The organism is Halorientalis sp. IM1011 (assembly GCF_001989615.1).
Lineage (GTDB): Archaea > Halobacteriota > Halobacteria > Halobacteriales > Haloarculaceae > Halorientalis.
This window is the reverse complement of the sequence record NZ_CP019067.1, coordinates 1,800,830-1,816,975: the sequence shown is the minus strand read 5'-3', so window position 1 is coordinate 1,816,975 and position 16,146 is coordinate 1,800,830. Positions and strand designations below refer to the sequence as shown.

Annotated in this window: 17 protein-coding genes; 13 read left to right on the top strand and 4 right to left on the bottom strand. The window is 66.0% G+C overall.

The window, feature by feature from the left end; all coding sequences use genetic code 11:
• Positions 1-34 precede the first annotated feature (34 nt).
• The 3 genes from BV210_RS09190 to BV210_RS09180 form a co-directional block, all read right to left on the bottom strand.
• Complete coding sequence (locus BV210_RS09190) at positions 35-1,006, bottom strand: electron transfer flavoprotein subunit alpha/FixB family protein (protein WP_077206377.1); 972 nt, start codon at positions 1,004-1,006, stop codon at positions 35-37.
• The gene (locus BV210_RS09185; protein WP_077206376.1) at positions 1,003-1,797 is read right to left on the bottom strand and encodes an electron transfer flavoprotein subunit beta/FixA family protein; all 795 of its coding nucleotides are present in this window, start codon (positions 1,795-1,797) and stop codon (positions 1,003-1,005) included. The genes BV210_RS09190 and BV210_RS09185 overlap by 4 nt, the downstream gene beginning before the upstream one ends.
• 109 nt (positions 1,798-1,906) lie before the next feature.
• Positions 1,907-3,109 (bottom strand): hypothetical protein, encoded by a 1,203-nt coding sequence (locus tag BV210_RS09180; RefSeq protein ID WP_077206375.1) that lies wholly within the window; start codon positions 3,107-3,109, stop codon positions 1,907-1,909.
• A 186-nt stretch (positions 3,110-3,295) separates the two neighbouring features.
• Here BV210_RS09180 and BV210_RS09175 point away from each other — a divergent pair, with 186 nt between their 5' ends.
• Together BV210_RS09175 and BV210_RS09170 are read left to right on the top strand one after the other, a co-directional pair.
• Positions 3,296-4,561, top strand: a complete 1,266-nt coding sequence (locus BV210_RS09175) for a hypothetical protein (RefSeq protein WP_077206374.1) — start codon at positions 3,296-3,298, stop codon at positions 4,559-4,561.
• Positions 4,562-4,588: 27 nt separating this feature from the next.
• A complete protein-coding gene (locus tag BV210_RS09170) occupies positions 4,589-5,056 on the top strand; it encodes a type IV pilin (protein WP_077206373.1) in 468 nt (155 codons plus the stop codon).
• A gap of 18 nt (positions 5,057-5,074) precedes the next feature.
• Here the strand turns inward: BV210_RS09170 and BV210_RS09165 are convergent, their stop codons facing one another.
• Positions 5,075-5,698 (bottom strand): methyltransferase domain-containing protein, encoded by a 624-nt coding sequence (locus BV210_RS09165; protein WP_077206371.1) that lies wholly within the window; start codon positions 5,696-5,698, stop codon positions 5,075-5,077.
• A gap of 171 nt (positions 5,699-5,869) precedes the next feature.
• Between BV210_RS09165 and ahaH the strand changes: the two genes are divergently transcribed.
• From ahaH to BV210_RS09110, 11 genes are all read left to right on the top strand, one after another.
• A complete protein-coding gene (gene ahaH, locus BV210_RS09160) occupies positions 5,870-6,202 on the top strand; it encodes an ATP synthase archaeal subunit H (RefSeq protein WP_077206370.1) in 333 nt (110 codons plus the stop codon).
• Entirely contained in the window at positions 6,189-8,453 is a 2,265-nt protein-coding gene (locus tag BV210_RS09155; RefSeq protein ID WP_077206369.1) for a V-type ATP synthase subunit I, read from the top strand. Before ahaH ends, BV210_RS09155 begins: the two co-directional genes overlap by 14 nt.
• Positions 8,454-8,650: 197 nt before the next feature.
• A complete protein-coding gene (locus BV210_RS09150) occupies positions 8,651-8,911 on the top strand; it encodes a F0F1 ATP synthase subunit C (RefSeq protein WP_077206368.1) in 261 nt (86 codons plus the stop codon).
• Between the two features lie 22 nt (positions 8,912-8,933).
• On the top strand, positions 8,934-9,518 hold the full coding sequence (locus tag BV210_RS09145; RefSeq protein WP_077206366.1) for a V-type ATP synthase subunit E: 585 nt from the start codon (positions 8,934-8,936) through the stop codon (positions 9,516-9,518).
• Entirely contained in the window at positions 9,515-10,579 is a 1,065-nt protein-coding gene (locus tag BV210_RS09140) for a V-type ATP synthase subunit C (RefSeq protein ID WP_077206365.1), read from the top strand. Before BV210_RS09145 ends, BV210_RS09140 begins: the two co-directional genes overlap by 4 nt.
• Entirely contained in the window at positions 10,576-10,902 is a 327-nt protein-coding gene (locus tag BV210_RS09135) for a V-type ATP synthase subunit F (protein ID WP_077206364.1), read from the top strand. The genes BV210_RS09140 and BV210_RS09135 overlap by 4 nt, the downstream gene beginning before the upstream one ends.
• 3 nt (positions 10,903-10,905) lie before the next feature.
• Positions 10,906-12,666 (top strand): ATP synthase subunit A, encoded by a 1,761-nt coding sequence (locus BV210_RS09130; protein WP_077206362.1) that lies wholly within the window; start codon positions 10,906-10,908, stop codon positions 12,664-12,666.
• Positions 12,666-14,087: an ATP synthase subunit B gene (locus tag BV210_RS09125; RefSeq protein ID WP_077206361.1), complete on the top strand. Its 1,422-nt coding sequence runs from the start codon at positions 12,666-12,668 to the stop codon at positions 14,085-14,087. The genes BV210_RS09130 and BV210_RS09125 overlap by 1 nt, the downstream gene beginning before the upstream one ends.
• A gap of 96 nt (positions 14,088-14,183) precedes the next feature.
• Positions 14,184-14,903, top strand: a complete 720-nt coding sequence (locus tag BV210_RS09120) for a DUF998 domain-containing protein (protein WP_077206359.1) — start codon at positions 14,184-14,186, stop codon at positions 14,901-14,903.
• Positions 14,904-14,936: 33 nt separating this feature from the next.
• Positions 14,937-15,632, top strand: a complete 696-nt coding sequence (locus tag BV210_RS09115; RefSeq protein WP_077206358.1) for a V-type ATP synthase subunit D — start codon at positions 14,937-14,939, stop codon at positions 15,630-15,632.
• Between the two features lie 120 nt (positions 15,633-15,752).
• Positions 15,753-16,145 carry a DUF6276 family protein gene (locus tag BV210_RS09110; protein WP_077206356.1) on the top strand — a complete coding sequence of 131 codons (393 nt, stop codon included), beginning with the start codon at positions 15,753-15,755 and terminating at the stop codon, positions 16,143-16,145.
• Position 16,146: the final 1 nt, after the last annotated feature.

The following is a 16,146-nucleotide window of genomic DNA, read 5'->3' as shown; positions in this document are numbered from 1 at the left end:
TCGCGGCCGTCGAAAAAACGGAGATATTACCCGATCAGATGTCCGGCGCTTCGCCGCCGAACTCCTCGATGAGGGCCGGCACGACCTCGAAGAGGTCGTCTTCGATGCCGTAGTCGGCGATGTCCCAGATGGGCGCGTTGGGGTCGGTGTTGATCGCGACGATGGTGTCACTGCCCTTCATGCCGGCGACGTGCTGGACCGCCCCGGAGATCCCGATGGCGATGTACACGTCAGGCGTGACGACCTTCCCGGACTGGCCGACCTGCCGGTTGGCGGGCAGCCAGCCGTTGTCGACGATCGGACGGGACGAGGACAGCGTGGCGTCGGTCGCCTCGACCAGCGCCTCGATCAGCGGCAGGTTCTCCTCCTCGTCGATCCCGCGGCCGATCGAGACGAGGAACTCCGCCTCGCTGATGTCCACGTCGCCGCCGGCGACCTCCTCGAAGCCGGTGACCGTGGACTTGATCTCGCTCTCGTCGATGTCGGCGTCGAAGGCGGACACGTCGGCGTCGCCGTCGCCTTCCGCGACGGGCCACTCGGCCGGCCGGATCGTGACGGCGGCGTGGTCCTCCTCGACGTCGATGGTCGTCTCGACCTTGCCACCGTACTGCTCGCGGGTGACGGTGAGGCCACCGTCGGCTTCCAGATCGACCGCGTCGGTCACGAGCGGCAGGGAGAGGCCCTCGGCGACGGCCGGGGCGTAGTCCATCCCGTTGACCGAGTTGGGTGCCAGCAGGTACTGCGGGTCGACCTCGGCGTAGAGCTGCTCGATGGCCTGCGTGTAGACGTCGTGGTTGAACTCCTCACCGTACTCGACGGTGTGGATGGCGTCGACGCCCTCGCGGTTGACCTGGGAAGCGTAGTCGTCCACGTCGCCGCTGATGACGGCGAGGTGGAGGTCGCCGCCGGTCTGGTCGGCCAGGTCGCGGCCGGCCGTGATCATCTCGAGACTCACGTCGCGCAGTTCGCCACGGCGGTGCTCGGTGACTGCGAGGACGTCGCTCATCCCTCGACCACCCCCTTGTCCCGCAGGAAGTCAGCCAGTTCCCCGGCCGTCTCCTCTGCGTCACCGCTCCAGACCGTCGCGTCGCCCTCGGACTCGGGCTCGTACATGTCGGTCTGGTTCAGCGGACTCTCGAGATCGCCGGCGTCGAGGCCGACGTCGGCGAGGGTCTGGACGTCCAGCGGCTTGCTCTGGGCCTGACGGATACCGCGCAGGCTGGCGTAGCGGGGTTCGTTGATCCCGGACTGGATCGTCAGCACGGCGGGGCTCTCGACCTCGGTGAGTTCCTCGACACCGCCCTCCAGTTCGCGGTGGACGTTGGCGACGCCGCCCTCGACGTCGAGGTCGAGCTGGTTGACGACGGCGGCCCACTCGAAGCCGATCTTCTCGGCCAGTGTGACGCCGGTCGCGCCGTTGGACTCGTCACCGGCCTGGACGCCGGTCAGGACGAGGTCGGGGTCTTCCTCCTCGACGACGCCGGCGAGCAGTTCGGCCTTTGTGTCGACGTCGAGCTTGCCCGCGCTCTCGATCTCGTCGTCCCACACGCGGATCGCGCGGTCGGCACCCTTCGCCAGCGCCATCCGGATGGTCTCCTCTGCGCGCTCCGGACCGATCGTCGCGGTGACGACCTCCACGTCGTCGACGTCCTCGCTGATCTGGACGGCTTCCTCGACGGCGTAGTCGTCCCATTCGTTGAGGTCGTATTCGAGATACTGCTGGGCGATATCGCCGCCGGAGATCTCGAACTCGTCCTCGACTTCCGCCACCTCCTTTACCGTTACGAGAATCTTCATGCTCACCCGACAGTCGGAATTACTCCCCGTTAAACGTTTCCGAACGGCGGAACCGCAGAAAACCGTTCATCACCTGACCGACGCCAGGGAAATCCGCTACGTGTGCCGTTTACTGGTCGTTTTCCGGCCCCTCGCCGTTCGTGTCAGTGATGTCCTCGTCCGGGAAGGAGATGAGGTTCTCCCGACCGATCCGGAGTTTGTCGATCCGGCCCTCCTCGTCCATCGCGGAGAGCAACTGCGACACCTTCGCGTTCGACCAGTCGGTCTCGTCGACGATGTTGGCCTGTTTCATGCGCCCACCGTTGCGTTCGAGCAGGCGCTCGATGCGTTCCTCGTCGCTGAGCAGTTCCGGATCGATCCCGGAATCGTCCGCCGCCGTCCCGCCGTCCGTCGTCGATGCGGCAGTTCCGGCCGTCGCTGCTGGGGGCTCCTCGCCCCCACCGTCGCCACCGTCGCCACCGTCGTCGCCGTTCCCGGTCGGTGACGCGGGCGACGGCAGGTCGACGTCCCGCGACACGAGCAGGTACGCGATCACGGCGGCGAGAACGAGTACCCCGAGGCCCAGGAGCACGAGCGGGGGAACGCCGCCGGACTGCGAATCGGGGCTCCCGTTGGGTGACGTGACGGAACCGCTGTGCTCGTAGACGACCGTGGGCGGACTGGAACCGAAGCGGTTCGGCTCGATCCCGCTCCAGCGGAGGGACCCGTTCGTCACCGAATACCCTCTCGGCGACGCGCTGACCAGATCGTACTCCGCCGGCGGGGCGATGGTGAGCGTCTGGTTCGAGCCAAGGGTCGGGAACCACGTCCCCCCGGGCAAGCGGAACACGTCGTCGACGGACAGTCTGGTACCGGATTTGCGAGCGAACTCGGTCCAGGTGAACGTCAAGACGAGCTGGCCGGTCGAACCCACGACCTCGCTCCGGCGGGTCACGCCGGTGATCTCCATCGACCGGCCGGTGACGGTGCTGGCTCGTTCGCTGGCCGCACGGGCCGTCTGTACCGTCTGATAGCCGCGGCCGTCCTCGAACTCCTGTGCGACCGAATCGAACGCCTCTCGTCGCGCCTCGGTACCGAGCGTGTAGTTGCGCCTGATCGTCCACACCGCATCGCCGTCGGAACGGACCTCGATCCGGAACCTCGTGTCTGTCCGGTTGAGTTCGGTGTCCTGTGTCTGGAGGGGGGCGGCACCGCTCGAAACCGCGGGCTGGTGTGTCCCGGCCCCGTCGGCGAGCGCCGGGGCAGCCACCGGACCTGCGGTCAGGAGGAGGGCGAGTGAGGCGAGCAGGGCGGCATGTGCCCGCGTCAACATTAATCCTCTCTGCTCGCGCCTCGGGGAAAACACTTTCCATCAGGTGAGAAAACGTCAGACGTGGCTGTGAAAGGTCTAAGCGCCGCTCACACGTCGATAGAAAGGTAGGCTCGACTACAGGTGCCGGAAATGGTGGGGATCGGTCGGGTTTTTTGTAGTCCCGTCTCCATGTCACATGTACCCGCTATGCGATACGCATTCCCCGCACTCGTGGCCGTGCTCGTCGTCACCGCGACGGTGACCGTCGGCACGCCGGCCCTCTCCTCTCCGACACCGGCGGACACGGTGGCCTCCGAGACACCCGACTCGGCCGCCGCGCCGATAGCGACGACCGGAAACACGAGTAACTACCTCGAACTGGACAGGACCACGCGAAGCCAGTTCGGCAACGCCTCGCTCGATCTCGGTGCCGCTGTCGCCGCCGACAGCGCGCAACTCCGGGAGACGTTCGCGATCGAGACGGGAGTCGAGCGATTCCGCTCGGCACCCAACACCTCGGCCAAAACCGCCGTCCTCCGGGACCAGTCCGCGGAGATCAGGAATCGTACTGCAGCGCTACGCCAGTACCAGCGCCGCACCATCCAGCAGTTCGACGACGGACACATCCCCGCCGAGGTCGTGTTCAGACGGCTCGCGATGATCGATTCGCGCGCCCGAACGATCGAGGACAGTGCCCTGCGACTGCAGGGCATCGCCCAGTTCACGCCCCGGTACACCATCCCGTTCGAGATCGACAACCAGCTCACCAACGCCAGGGAGCGTGCGGGGCTGTTCTACACCGATCCGCGGGAGAACCTCCGCGCGTCCCTCGTCGGGACGCGGGATACGAAGCAGTACCTCGTCCAGACCGGCGGCAGTGGGTTCGTGCTGGCCGGTGCCGACAGTAGTCGGCAGTCGTACACGCGCGAAGGGTACATCGACAACCGGTTCCAGCAAAGCGGGAGCGACCGGTTCGACGGTGACTTCGGTGCCGCGCTCGATTACGTGAGCGACCTGTACCCCTGGGCCGGCACCGACAGGAACCAGCGCGGCTCCGAGGACGACATCGACTCGCTGCTCGCGAGTATCTACCAGGTCTCGATCACCCACAAACACGGCGAGTTGGAGACCTACCTCGACGGATCGAACGCCGACGTGTTCATGGAAGTACAGGACAAGCGGCTGTCGCGGCTCCCGGTCACCAGCACGGTCAGCGAGACGAACGCGACCGCCGACCTCACCGTCGACGCGAACCTGACACACGAGACCGGGCCGATGGAACTCACAGTCAGAGACACGACCACCGACGACCCCGTCGACGCCCGGATCACCGTCGACGGTCAGTTCGTCGGCGAAACCGGTGCCGACGGCACACTCTGGACGATCCAGCCCGACGAGACGGTCGACGTCGAAGCCCGCACCGACGACGGCAGCGTGGCGTTCTCCGTCATCCACGACACGAGCGGAGTTTGAAGTAGGAAGCCGGGACCACCGACCCGCGTGTCGACCCGTGCTCTCGGCTCCGTCGTCGGCGTCGTCCTGCTGGTCGGCGTCGCCGTCATCGCAGCCGCCGCCGTCGGTGCGACCGCTCTCGGCGCGGCACCGACCGGCGACGACGGCCCGACCCGGGCCGCCTTCGACCTCCGGGCCGACGCCGACGCGGACCGGCTGACGATCGTCCACCGTGGCGGTGACACCGTCGCTATCTCCGAGCTCCGGGTCCGCGTCCGGATCGACGGCCGTTCACTCGCCCACCAGCCACCCGTCCCCTTCTTCGCCGCCACCGGGTTCGAGTCCGGCCCGACCGGCCCGTTCAACAGCGCCGCCGACGGCGACTGGCGGGCCGGCGAACGCGCGAGCCTCCGGCTGGCCGGGACGAACGAGCCCACGCTGGAAGACGGGTCACGGGTGACCGTCGAGCTGTATCTGGACGGGCGGAAACTGGCGGAGCTGGAGGCGATAGCGTAGCGTCCTCGGATACCTGTGCTACTCCGGCACCGTCGCAACCGTCGTAATTGCGATCTCCGGGTTGTAGTCGGGGCCCATCGTGTGGTGTTCGAAGTCGGTGAAACCGGCCTCGCGGAACATCCGGTCTGCCTCGCGCTCGTCGTAGAAGAGCATGATCGCGTCGGCGAGTTTCTGGAACACCGAGGAGTTGGGGTAGTTGGGGCCGACGATGAGCACCTGGCCGCCGGGTTTCGCGACGCGGCGACACTCCTCGAGGGCCTCGACGGGGTTGGGCCAGTACTCGATGGAGCCCGAGGACCAGACCACGTCGAAGGCGTCGTCCTTGAAGGGGAGCCGTTCGGCGTCGCCCAGGTGGAAGTTCACGGGGCCGTCACGTTTGCCGAACTTCTCGTAGGCCTTCTCGAGCTGGTGGGGACTCTGGTCGAGACCGTAGACGGTGTCGACTTCCTCGAGCAGGCCCTCGGTCCCGAAGCCGGTGCCACAGCCGATGTCGAGCACCCTGTCGTCGCGTTCGATGTCGAGCAGGTCGATGGCTGCCGTCCGCATCTCCTCGTTCCAGATGAAGGGGTTGATCCGGTCGTACACCTTCGAGAGGTACTTGTAGAAGAGCCGGGCCCGGGACTTGTCTTCGAGGACTCCCATTGGCCGACGGTTGGGTGCTGTGAGTGATAATTCCCCGGATTTCCGGCCGCCGGCAGGGACAGTGTACCTCCGATCGGCCGTGAACGTGTCACACAGAAACGAACGGGCCGGTTGTGGCGGCAAACTTCGCAACTACCATATAGCCGCTTCTGTAATCTCCGGGTGATTCAAATGCCAAGGCCAGAGGTTCTCGATCGGATCAAAGAGACCGAGGAGGAGGCCGACGAAATCGTCGCCGAGGCCGAGGAGGAGGCCGACGCGACGATTTCGTCGGCCCGCGAGGAGGCCGAGGAGATTCGCCAGCAGGCCCGCGAGGAGGCCGAGGAGATGGCCCAACAGCGCCTCGAGGACGCCAGGGAGGAGATCGAGGCCGAACGCGAGAAGCTCCTCGCGGAGGGCGACGAACAACGCGAGGAACTCGAAGAACAGGCCGCCCAGCATCGTGACGAGGTGATCGAACACGTGACAGACCTGTTCGAGGAGGCGGTGCATGCTCAGACCTGAGCGAATGAGTCGGGTCTCGGTGACCGGCTCCAAACAGGTCATGGAGCCGGTCGTCGAGACCGTACACGAACTGCGTCTGGTCGACCTCAGCGACTACGACGGCACGTGGGAGGGCTTCGAGCCCGGACAGCCAGCCGAAGGCGGCGACGAGGCCTCCGAGAAGCTCGTCACCGTCCGCTCGCTGAAGTCCATCCTCGGCGTCGACGAGGCCGACGCCGGCCCGACGCGACTTGTGACCGAGGAGGCTCTCGACGAGGAACTCGAGGACATCCGCGAAGAAGTCAACGAACTCGACGACCGCCGGGATGAACTGAAGGACGAGCTCCGGACGGTCGAAGAGCGTATCGACAGCGTCGAGCCGTTCGCGGCGCTCGGAATCGATCTGGACCTGCTGACTGGCTACGACTCGCTTTCCGTCGCCGTCGGGGAGGGCGACGCCGAGGCTATCGAGGACGAACTCGCCGGAGCCGAGGGCGTCGCGGCCTTCGAGGTGTTCTCCGAGGGTGACGCCGTCGCGGTCTTCGTCTACCCCGAGGCGGCCTCGCCGACCGAACCCGGCACCGACCTCTCCGTGCAGGATCTCCTGGTCGGGGCCCGGTTCCAGGCCTACGAGATCCCCGACGCCGAGGGCAGCCCCGAGGAGTACATCTCGGAGCTGAACCACCGCAAACAGCAGCTCGAATCGAAGCTCGATACGGTCGAGGACGAACTCGGTGACCTGCGACTCGACGTGGCCGGCTTCCTGCTGGCCGCAGAGGAGACGCTGGCCATCGAGGCCCAGAAGGCCGAGGCACCGCTGTCCTTCGCGACGACGGAGAACGCCTTCGTCGCAGAAGGATGGCTCCCGACCGACGAGTACGAACGCCTCGAATCCGGCCTGCGAGAGGCCGTCGGCGACCGCGTCGAGATCGAGGAACTCGAACGCGCCGAGTACGACTCCGACGGGCACGTCCACCACACCGAAGACGTGAACGAGGGCGGTTCGGGTGGGGCCGAAGTCGCCTCCCCGGAGACCACCGACTCGCCCGAGAGCGCAGAGAGCGCCGAAAGCGAACGGGAAAAGGAGAAAGAGCCGGTCGCAGACGGCGGAAGCGTGACGATGGGCGACGATCAGCCGCCCGTCGTCCAGAAGAACCCCGGCGCCGCCAAGCCGTTCGAGGCGCTGGTCGGCGTCATCAACCGGCCGAAGTACTCGGAGTTCGACCCGACCGTGCTGCTCTTCCTGACGTTCCCGGCGTTCTTCGGGTTCATGATCGGGGACCTGGGGTACGGGATCCTCTACGTGCTGCTGGGTTACTGGCTGTACAGTAGCTTCGACAGCGACATGCTCCGGAGTCTCGGTGGCGTCGGCATCTGGGCCGGTGCCTTCACCGCGATATTCGGGATCCTCTACGGCGAGATCTTCGGCTTCCACTACATCGCGGAGTACCTGTGGGGCGGCAGCGCACCGATCCACAAGGGGCTCCAGCCGTACCACAGCGCGTGGGCCCAGGCCTGGCTCGTACTGAGTCTGCTGGCCGGGATGGTCCACCTCGCGATCGGCTGGATTCTGGACTTCGTCCAGAACTTCCAGCACCACGGCCTCGGTGACGCGATCGGCGAGAGCGGTTCGTGGCTGCTGATGCTGTTCGGTATCTGGGCGTGGATCTTCGGTGGCGCGTTCGGCAGCGCACCGGACCTGCTCTACGGGTCCGACAGCGTCTTCAACGGCAACCCGCTCCCGCTCGGCTTCGCCGGGCTCCCAGAGACGGTCGGGCTGGCCGGCCTCGCCGTGTTCTTCGTGGGGCTGGTGTTGCTCGTCAACGCAGAGCCCGTCGAGGGCGTCGAGTTCCTGAACGTGCTGGTCAACGTGCTGTCCTACACCCGGATCGCCGCGGTCCTGCTGGCCAAGGCCGCGATGGCGTTCGTGGTCAACCTGCTCGTGTTCGGTGTCTACGTCACCCAGGAGCACGGTGGTGAGGCGTGGCACTTCGGGACCGGCGGGATGCCCGAAGCCGGCACGACCTACCACGGCTACGAGGTCGTCGACATCATGTTCGGCGGGCTCGTCCACTCCGGGATCGCGGGGGTCCTGGCCGGCATCCTGATCCTCGTGATCGGGCACGTCCTCGTGCTGGCGCTCGGTGTCACGAGCGCCGGTCTGCAGGGCGTGCGTCTCGAGTACGTCGAGTTCTTCGGGAAGTTCTACGAGGGCGGCGGCCGGAAGTACATGCCGTTCGGCCACGAGCGGGAGTACACGGCAGAGGACTGAACCCTCCCGTTTCCGCCGTCGGTCGCCGGGGCGAATGTTGACGGTATCGTAACGTACCGGCCTATTCTATCGATGAACGAGGAGCCGTGAGACCGTCTCGCACGGCTATCTCACGTACTGACGACGGTATTTGAGAAGTTTTATGGGGGCGCTAGGGCCATATCCGGTTGTTCGGAGAGCCACTTGAGGACCCAACCATGAACGGAGTACTCGAAGCCACGACGGTGCTGGTAACGCTTCTTCAGAATTTCAACCCGCAGCCTGCGATTCCGACTGGCGCGGCAGCCGCGCTGGCGGTCGGTCTGGCGGCCCTCGGTGCGGGCTACGCGGAGCGAGGTATCGGGGCGGCGGCCGTCGGGGCCATCGCCGAGAACGACGAGATGTTCGGTCGTGGGCTCATCCTGACAGTCCTGCCGGAGACGCTCGTGATCCTGGCGCTGGTCGTCGTCTTCGTCTAAACCGCCCTTCCCATTTCTAACGATGAGCCTTGATACAGTCGTAGAGGACATACGGGAGAAAGCCCGCGCGCGTGCGGAGGACATTCGGTCAGAGGCGGAAGCCGAAGCCGAGGAGATCCTCGCCGAAGCCGAACGCGACGCCGAGGAGATCCGTGACGAGCGCGAGGCCGAAGTGGAATCGACCATCGAACAGGAGCGCGAACAGCGCCTCTCCAGCGCGAAACTGGAGGCCAAACAGGCCCGTCTCGAGGCCCGCCGTGACGTCCTCGGTGACGTTCGGGAGACGGCCGAGGAAGAGATCGCCGACATCGACGGCGACGACCGCGAGGAGTTGACCGCGGCGCTGCTGGAGGGAACCGTCGCGGAGTTCGACGACGACGCGACGCTGGAAGTGCGAGGCCGGGCCGACGACGAGGAGCTGATCGAGTCGCTGCTTTCGGAGATGGACTACGACGGGGAGTACGTCGGCGAGTACGACTGTCTCGGTGGCGTCGTCGTCACCAGCGAGCAGTCCCGCGTTCGGGTGAACAACACCTTCGACGCCATCCTCGAGGACGTCTGGGAGGAGAACCTAGGCGAGATCAGCGACCAACTGTTCGAGCAATGATCGACACCGAAAAAACGAGCGGCCCCGGAAACTACGAGTACGTGATCGCGCGGGTCCGTTCGCGCCGGGCGTCGCTGTTCGACGACGACGACTACCGGAAGCTGACCCGAATGGGGCCGGGCGAGATCGCCCGGTTCATGGAGGAAAGCGAGTACGAAAGCGAGATGAACGCGCTCGGCGCTCGCCACTCCGGGGTCGATCTCATCGAGTACGCGCTGAACCGCAACGTCGCCAAACACTTCGAGGATCTGCTGCGCTGGTCGGAGGGTGAACTGTACGGGTACATCGCCCGCTACCTGCGGAAGTTCGACGTCTGGAACGTCAAGACGATCATCCGCGGGAACTACTCCGGCGAGAGCCGCGAGAACATCGAGACCGACCTGATCAGGGCCGGCGAGTTCGACGAGGGACTGCTCGACGAGCTGCTCGCGGCCGGCTCGATCCAGGGGATCGTCGAGCGACTCGGATCGACCCGGTACGGCGACGCCCTCGAGGAGGCCTACGAGGTCTACGAGGAAAGCGACGTGCTGGTGCCCCTCGAAAACGCGCTCGACCGGTCGTTCTACGAGGACCTCCTGACCGGGCTCCCGACCGAGCCCAGTCGGCCGATGGAACTCTACGTGGAGTTCCTCAGCGCCGAAGTCGACTTCCGGAACCTCCGGAACGCCTTCCGGATCGCCCGGAGCGGTGCGGACATGGAGGCCGCGGAGTACTACATCGAGGGCGGGGACCTGTTCAGCCCCACCGAGATCCGCCAGCTGGCCGGCGACATGGACCGACTGGTCGAGCACGTCCGACAGAGCCGCTACGGCGAGGAGTTGCGTGACGGGCTCGACGCGCTCGAAGAGGCCGGGAGTCTGCTGGAGTTCGAGCGCGCGGTCGACGCGGCGCTACTGGAGTACTCGCGGCGGCTATCCAGCCGGTATCCGCTGTCGATCTGTCCGGTCCTGGCGTACGTGCTGGCCAAGGAGCGGGAGGTCGACAACATCCGCGCCATCGCGCGCGGCCGGGAAGGTGGCCTCTCACAGGAGGAGATCGAAAACGAGCTGGTGATACTATGAGCCAGGAGATCGCGGTGATCGGCAGCCCGGACTTCACGACGGGCTTCCGGCTGGCCGGCGTCCGCAAGTTCGCGGACGTGCCGGACGACGAGAAGGCGGCGGAGCTGGACGACGCGGTCGAAGAGATGCTTTCGGACGACGAGGTCGGCATCCTCGTGATGCACGACGACGATCTGGAGCACCTCTCGCGAGGTGTCCGCAACGACGTCGAAACCAGCGTCGAACCGGTGCTCGTCACCCTCGGCGGCGAGGGTGCCGGCAGCGGCGGCCTGCGCGACCAGATCAAACGAGCTATCGGTATCGACCTCATGGAGGAAGATTAGATTATGAGTCAAGCGACAGAATCCGACGTCCGCGAAGACGGACAGATCGAGAGCGTAAGCGGTCCCGTCGTGACGGCTGTAGACCTCGACGCGAAGATGAACGACGTGGTCTACGTCGGTCACGAGGGACTGATGGGTGAAGTCATCGAAATCGAGGGCAATATCACGACCATCCAGGTCTACGAGGAGACCTCCGCGGTCTCGCCGGGCGAACCCGTCGAGTCCACCGGAGCGCCCCTCTCCGTCGACCTCGGGCCGGGCATGCTCGACGCCATCTACGACGGCGTCCAGCGCCCGCTCGACGTGCTCGAAGAGAAGATGGGATCGGCGTTCCTCGACCGCGGTGTCGACGCACCGGGGATCGACCTGGAGAAGACCTGGGAGTTCAACCCCGAGGTCGAAGAAGGCGACGAGGTCGAGCCCAACGACATCGTCGGGATCGTCCCCGAGACGCCCAGCATCGACCACAAAGTGATGGTCCCGCCCGACTACGAGGGCGGCGAAGTCGTCGACGTGCAGTCCGGCGACTACAACGTCGAGGAGACGGTCGTCGAACTCGACAACGGCGAGGAGATCAAGATGCGCCAGGAGTGGCCCGTCCGCTCCCAGCGCCCCGCCGACGAGAAGCAGACCCCGACGACCCCGCTGGTCTCGGGCCAGCGCATCCTCGACGGCCTGTTCCCCATCGCGAAGGGCGGGACGGCCGCGATTCCCGGACCGTTCGGCTCGGGGAAGACGGTCACCCAGCACCAGCTCGCCAAGTGGGCCGACGCGGACATCGTCGTCTACGTCGGCTGTGGCGAGCGTGGCAACGAGATGACCGAAGTGATCGAGGACTTCCCGGAACTGGAAGACCCGACCACCGGGAACGCGCTGATGGACCGGACCTGCCTCATCGCGAACACCTCGAACATGCCCGTCGCGGCCCGTGAGTCCTGTATCTACACGGGGATCACCATCGCGGAGTACTTCCGTGACATGGGCTACGACGTGGCGCTGATGGCCGACTCCACCTCGCGGTGGGCCGAGGCCATGCGGGAAATCTCCTCGCGGCTGGAGGAGATGCCCGGTGAGGAGGGCTACCCGGCCTACCTCGCCGCCCGCCTCGCGGAGTTCTACGAGCGGGCCGGCTACTTCGAGAACATCAACGGCACCGAGGGCTCGGTCTCGGCGATCGGAGCGGTCAGCCCGCCGGGCGGGGACTTCTCGGAGCCGGTCACCCAGAACACGCTGCGGATCGTCAAGACGTTCTGGGCGCTGGACGCCGACCTCGCGGAGCGTCGGCACTTCCCGGCGATCAACTGGAACGAGTCCTACTCGCTGTATCGGAATCAGCTGGACCCGTGGTTCGAGGACAACGTCGCCGCCGACTGGCCCGAACAGCGCCAGTGGGCGATCGACGTCCTCGACGAGGAGACGGAACTGCAGGAGATCGTCCAGCTCGTCGGGAAGGACGCCCTGCCCGAGGACCAGCAGCTCACGCTCGAGGTCGCGCGGTTCCTGCGTGAGGCCTGGCTCCAGCAGGACGCGTTCCACGACGTGGACACCTTCTGTGAACCCGAGAAGACCTACGGGATCCTCGGGGCGATCAAGACGTTCAACGACGAGGCCTTCGAGGCGCTCGAGGCCGGCGTCCCCGTCGAGGAGATCACGGACGTCGAGGCACTCCCCCGCCTGAACCGCATCGGCGTGCAGGAAGAGTGGGAGAGCTACATCGAGGAACTGGAAGACGACATCACAGACCAGATCAGAGAGCTCTACTAATGCAGAAAGAATACCAGACCATCACGGAGATCAGCGGTCCGCTGGTGTTCGCCGAAGTCGACGAACCCGTCGGGTACGACGAGATCGTCGAGATCGAGACACCCGAGGGCGAGACTCGCCGCGGACAGGTACTCGAATCGACGAGCGAGTTCGTCGCGATCCAGGTGTTCGAGGGAACCGAAGGGATCGACCGGAACTCGTCGGTCCGGTTCCTCGGCGAGACCATGCAGATGAAGCTCACCGAGGACCTGCTCGGGCGCGTCCTGAGCGGGACCGGTGAGCCCATCGACGGCGGCCCCGAGATCGAACCGGACGAGGAACGACCGATCGTCGGCGAGGCGATCAACCCCTACTCCCGGGAGTACCCCGAGGAGTTCATCCAGACCGGCGTCTCCGCCATCGACGGCATGAACACGCTGGTCCGGGGCCAGAAGCTCCCCATCTTCTCGGCGTCGGGGCTGCCCCACAGCGACCTCGCGCTCCAGATCGCCCGGCAGGCGACCGTGCCGGAAGAGGAGGAGGGCGACGACGACGAAGGGTCGGAGTTCGCAGTGATCTTCGGCGCGATGGGGATCACCCAGGAGGAGGCCAACGAGTTCATGGACGACTTCGAGCGCACCGGCGCGCTGGAACGCTCGGTCGTCTTCATGAACCTCGCGGACGACCCCGCAGTCGAGCGGACGGTCACGCCGCGACTGGCCCTCACGACGGCCGAGTATCTGGCCTTCGACAAGGGGTATCACGTCCTCGTCATCCTGACGGACATGACCAACTACTGTGAGGCGCTGCGCGAGATCGGTGCCGCACGGGAGGAGGTCCCGGGCCGCCGTGGCTACCCCGGGTACATGTACACGGACCTGGCCCAGCTCTACGAGCGGGCCGGCCGGATCGAGGGCAACGAGGGCTCTGTCACGCAGATCCCGATCCTGACGATGCCCGGCGACGACGACACCCACCCGATCCCGGACCTGACGGGCTACATCACGGAGGGGCAGATCTACGTCGACCGTGACCTCAACAGTCAGGGTATCGAACCGCCGGTCAACGTCCTGCCCAGCCTCTCGCGGCTGATGGACGACGGTATCGGCGAGGGCCTGACCCGCGAGGACCACGGCGACATCTCGAACCAGATGTACGCCGCCTACGCAGAAGGTGAGGACCTGCGCGACCTCGTGAACATCGTCGGCCGCGAGGCCCTCTCCGAGCGGGACAACCTCTACCTGGACTTCGCCGACCGCTTCGAGGAGGAGTTCGTCCAGCAGGGCTTCGAGACGAACCGCGACCTCGAGGAGACGCTGGACCTGGGCTGGGAACTGCTCTCGATGTTCCCCAAGGAGGAACTCAACCGCGTCGACGAGGAACTCATCGAGGAGCACTACGTCGAAGGCGAGTCGGCCGAAGCCGTCGAAGCCGAGGAGTAACACCGCATTTTCCTTTCGCTGTCCCGGTGTCACGAGTCATGAGTACCCCACGTCACGCCCGAAACGGTTTGCCCCTGGCCACGTGACTGGGTACCGATGGTGGATCCGGTGACCGGGGCCGTCGTGGTACTCGCACTCGCCGCTGGCACGCAAGTCCTCAGGGGACACGGACTTGCGCGACTGGACGCGCGGTGGCTGGCAACCGTGGGTCGAGTCTCCGGCGTCGCCGCGCCGACGATCGCGCTGGGCGGAATCGCGGTCGCGATAGCGCTCTCGCCGTCGTTTTCGGTCGTCCAGCACACGCTGTCGGATCTCGGGGCGGGTCAGGGGCCGGCGGCGACGGTGTTCAACTACGCGATGATCGGGACGGGGCTGGCCGCGCTCCCGTTCGGGGTCGCCTTGCTCGTCGACGGGAACCGATACGAGCGGCTCGCGGTCGTCTTCCTCGCGGCGTCGATGAACGGCCTCAATATGGTCGGACTGTTCCGGAAGGGGCAGCGACTTCACGTCGTCGGTGGGGTACTGTACTTCGTCTCGTTCACGGTCGCGTTCGTCGTCTACGGGCTGAGAACCGAGGACCCTCGGCGCGGGCGAGTAACGCTGTGGCTGGCGGCGGTCCACGTGGGGGTCTGGACGCTGTGGGGGGTCGCGTTGCTCGCGACGGGGCTGGAGGGGCCGGTGGTGTACGCGCCGGGGTCGCTCGCGCCGCAGGTGGTCGGGGCCGTCGTCCTCTCGGGGTGGACGGTCTGGACGGCACTGGAGCGACTCGGTTCCCTGTCGGCGTCGGCGGCGAACGCGGGGGAGAGCGGTCTGTAAAGAGTTAACCGCCTGGGTCGGTAATCCCCGGTAATGGCTAAGGACGTCAAACCGACCCGGAAGAACCTCATGGCGATCGAGGACCGGATCGAACTCTCCGAGCAGGGCCACGACACCTTGGAGAAGAAGCGTGACGGCCTCATCATGGAGTTCATGGACATCCTGGACCAGGCCCAGGACGTGCGCTCGGACCTCAACGAGAACTACGAGCAGGCCCAGCGCAAGATCAACATGGCCCGCGCGATGGAGGGCGACGTGGCCGTGCGAGGGGCAGCCGCCGCGCTCAAAGAGCACCCCGAGCTCACGACCGAATCGAAGAACATCATGGGCGTGGTCGTCCCCCAGATCGAGTCCTCCAAGGTCAAAAAGAGCCTCGACGAGCGGGGCTACGGCGTCCTCGGGACGAGCGCGCGCATCGACGAGACCGCCGAGGCCTACGAGGAACTCTTAGAGACGATCATCCTCGCCGCCGAGGTCGAGACGGCGATGAAGAAGATGCTCGAGGAGATCGAGACGACCAAGCGCCGGGTCAACGCCCTGGAGTTCAAGCTTCTGCCCGAGCTCAAGGAAAACCAGGAGTACATCGAGCAGAAACTCGAGGAGCAAGAGCGAGAAGAGATCTTCCGGATGAAGAAGATCAAGGCCAAGAAAGAAGAGGAGGAGAAGGAAGCGCGTGAAGCGGCCGAGGAGGCCCAGAGCGAAGCGGCGCAGGTCTCGGCCGACGATTAATCGGGATCGCCGGGAGCGAAGCGACCGGGATACCGATTCAAGCGAGTCCGCCGGGCGAGCGGTGTCATGAGGAGACGTGTATCGGGATAGCCTTTTCAGCCGGCCGGTCCTTTCTCCGGTATGAACTGTCCACACTGCCAGACGCCGCTGGTGCGATTTCCGGTGGCCGACGAGTGGCGACCACACCTCCCCGAGGATTCCCCGGGCGCAGCGATCTGCCCGACCTGTCTCACGCTGGAACCCGACCCCGATCCGCCGGCTTCGGACCCGGATTTCGGGGAGATCGGTGAGCCGTTCCCGGAGGGTGCGGCGGCGGTCCCGATGGCCATCGCGCTCGGGCTGCTGGACTCGCTGGCCTTGAACCGGGCGGAGATCGCGGAGCTGTTCACGGCCGTCGAGGAAGCCGGGACCGACCCGCTGCTGGTGCTCGATCGGCTCTCGACGACGGGGAGTGTCGACAGTCGCGTCGATCTGCAGGGGCGGCGACAGCAGCTAGAACAGCTTCTCGACTAGC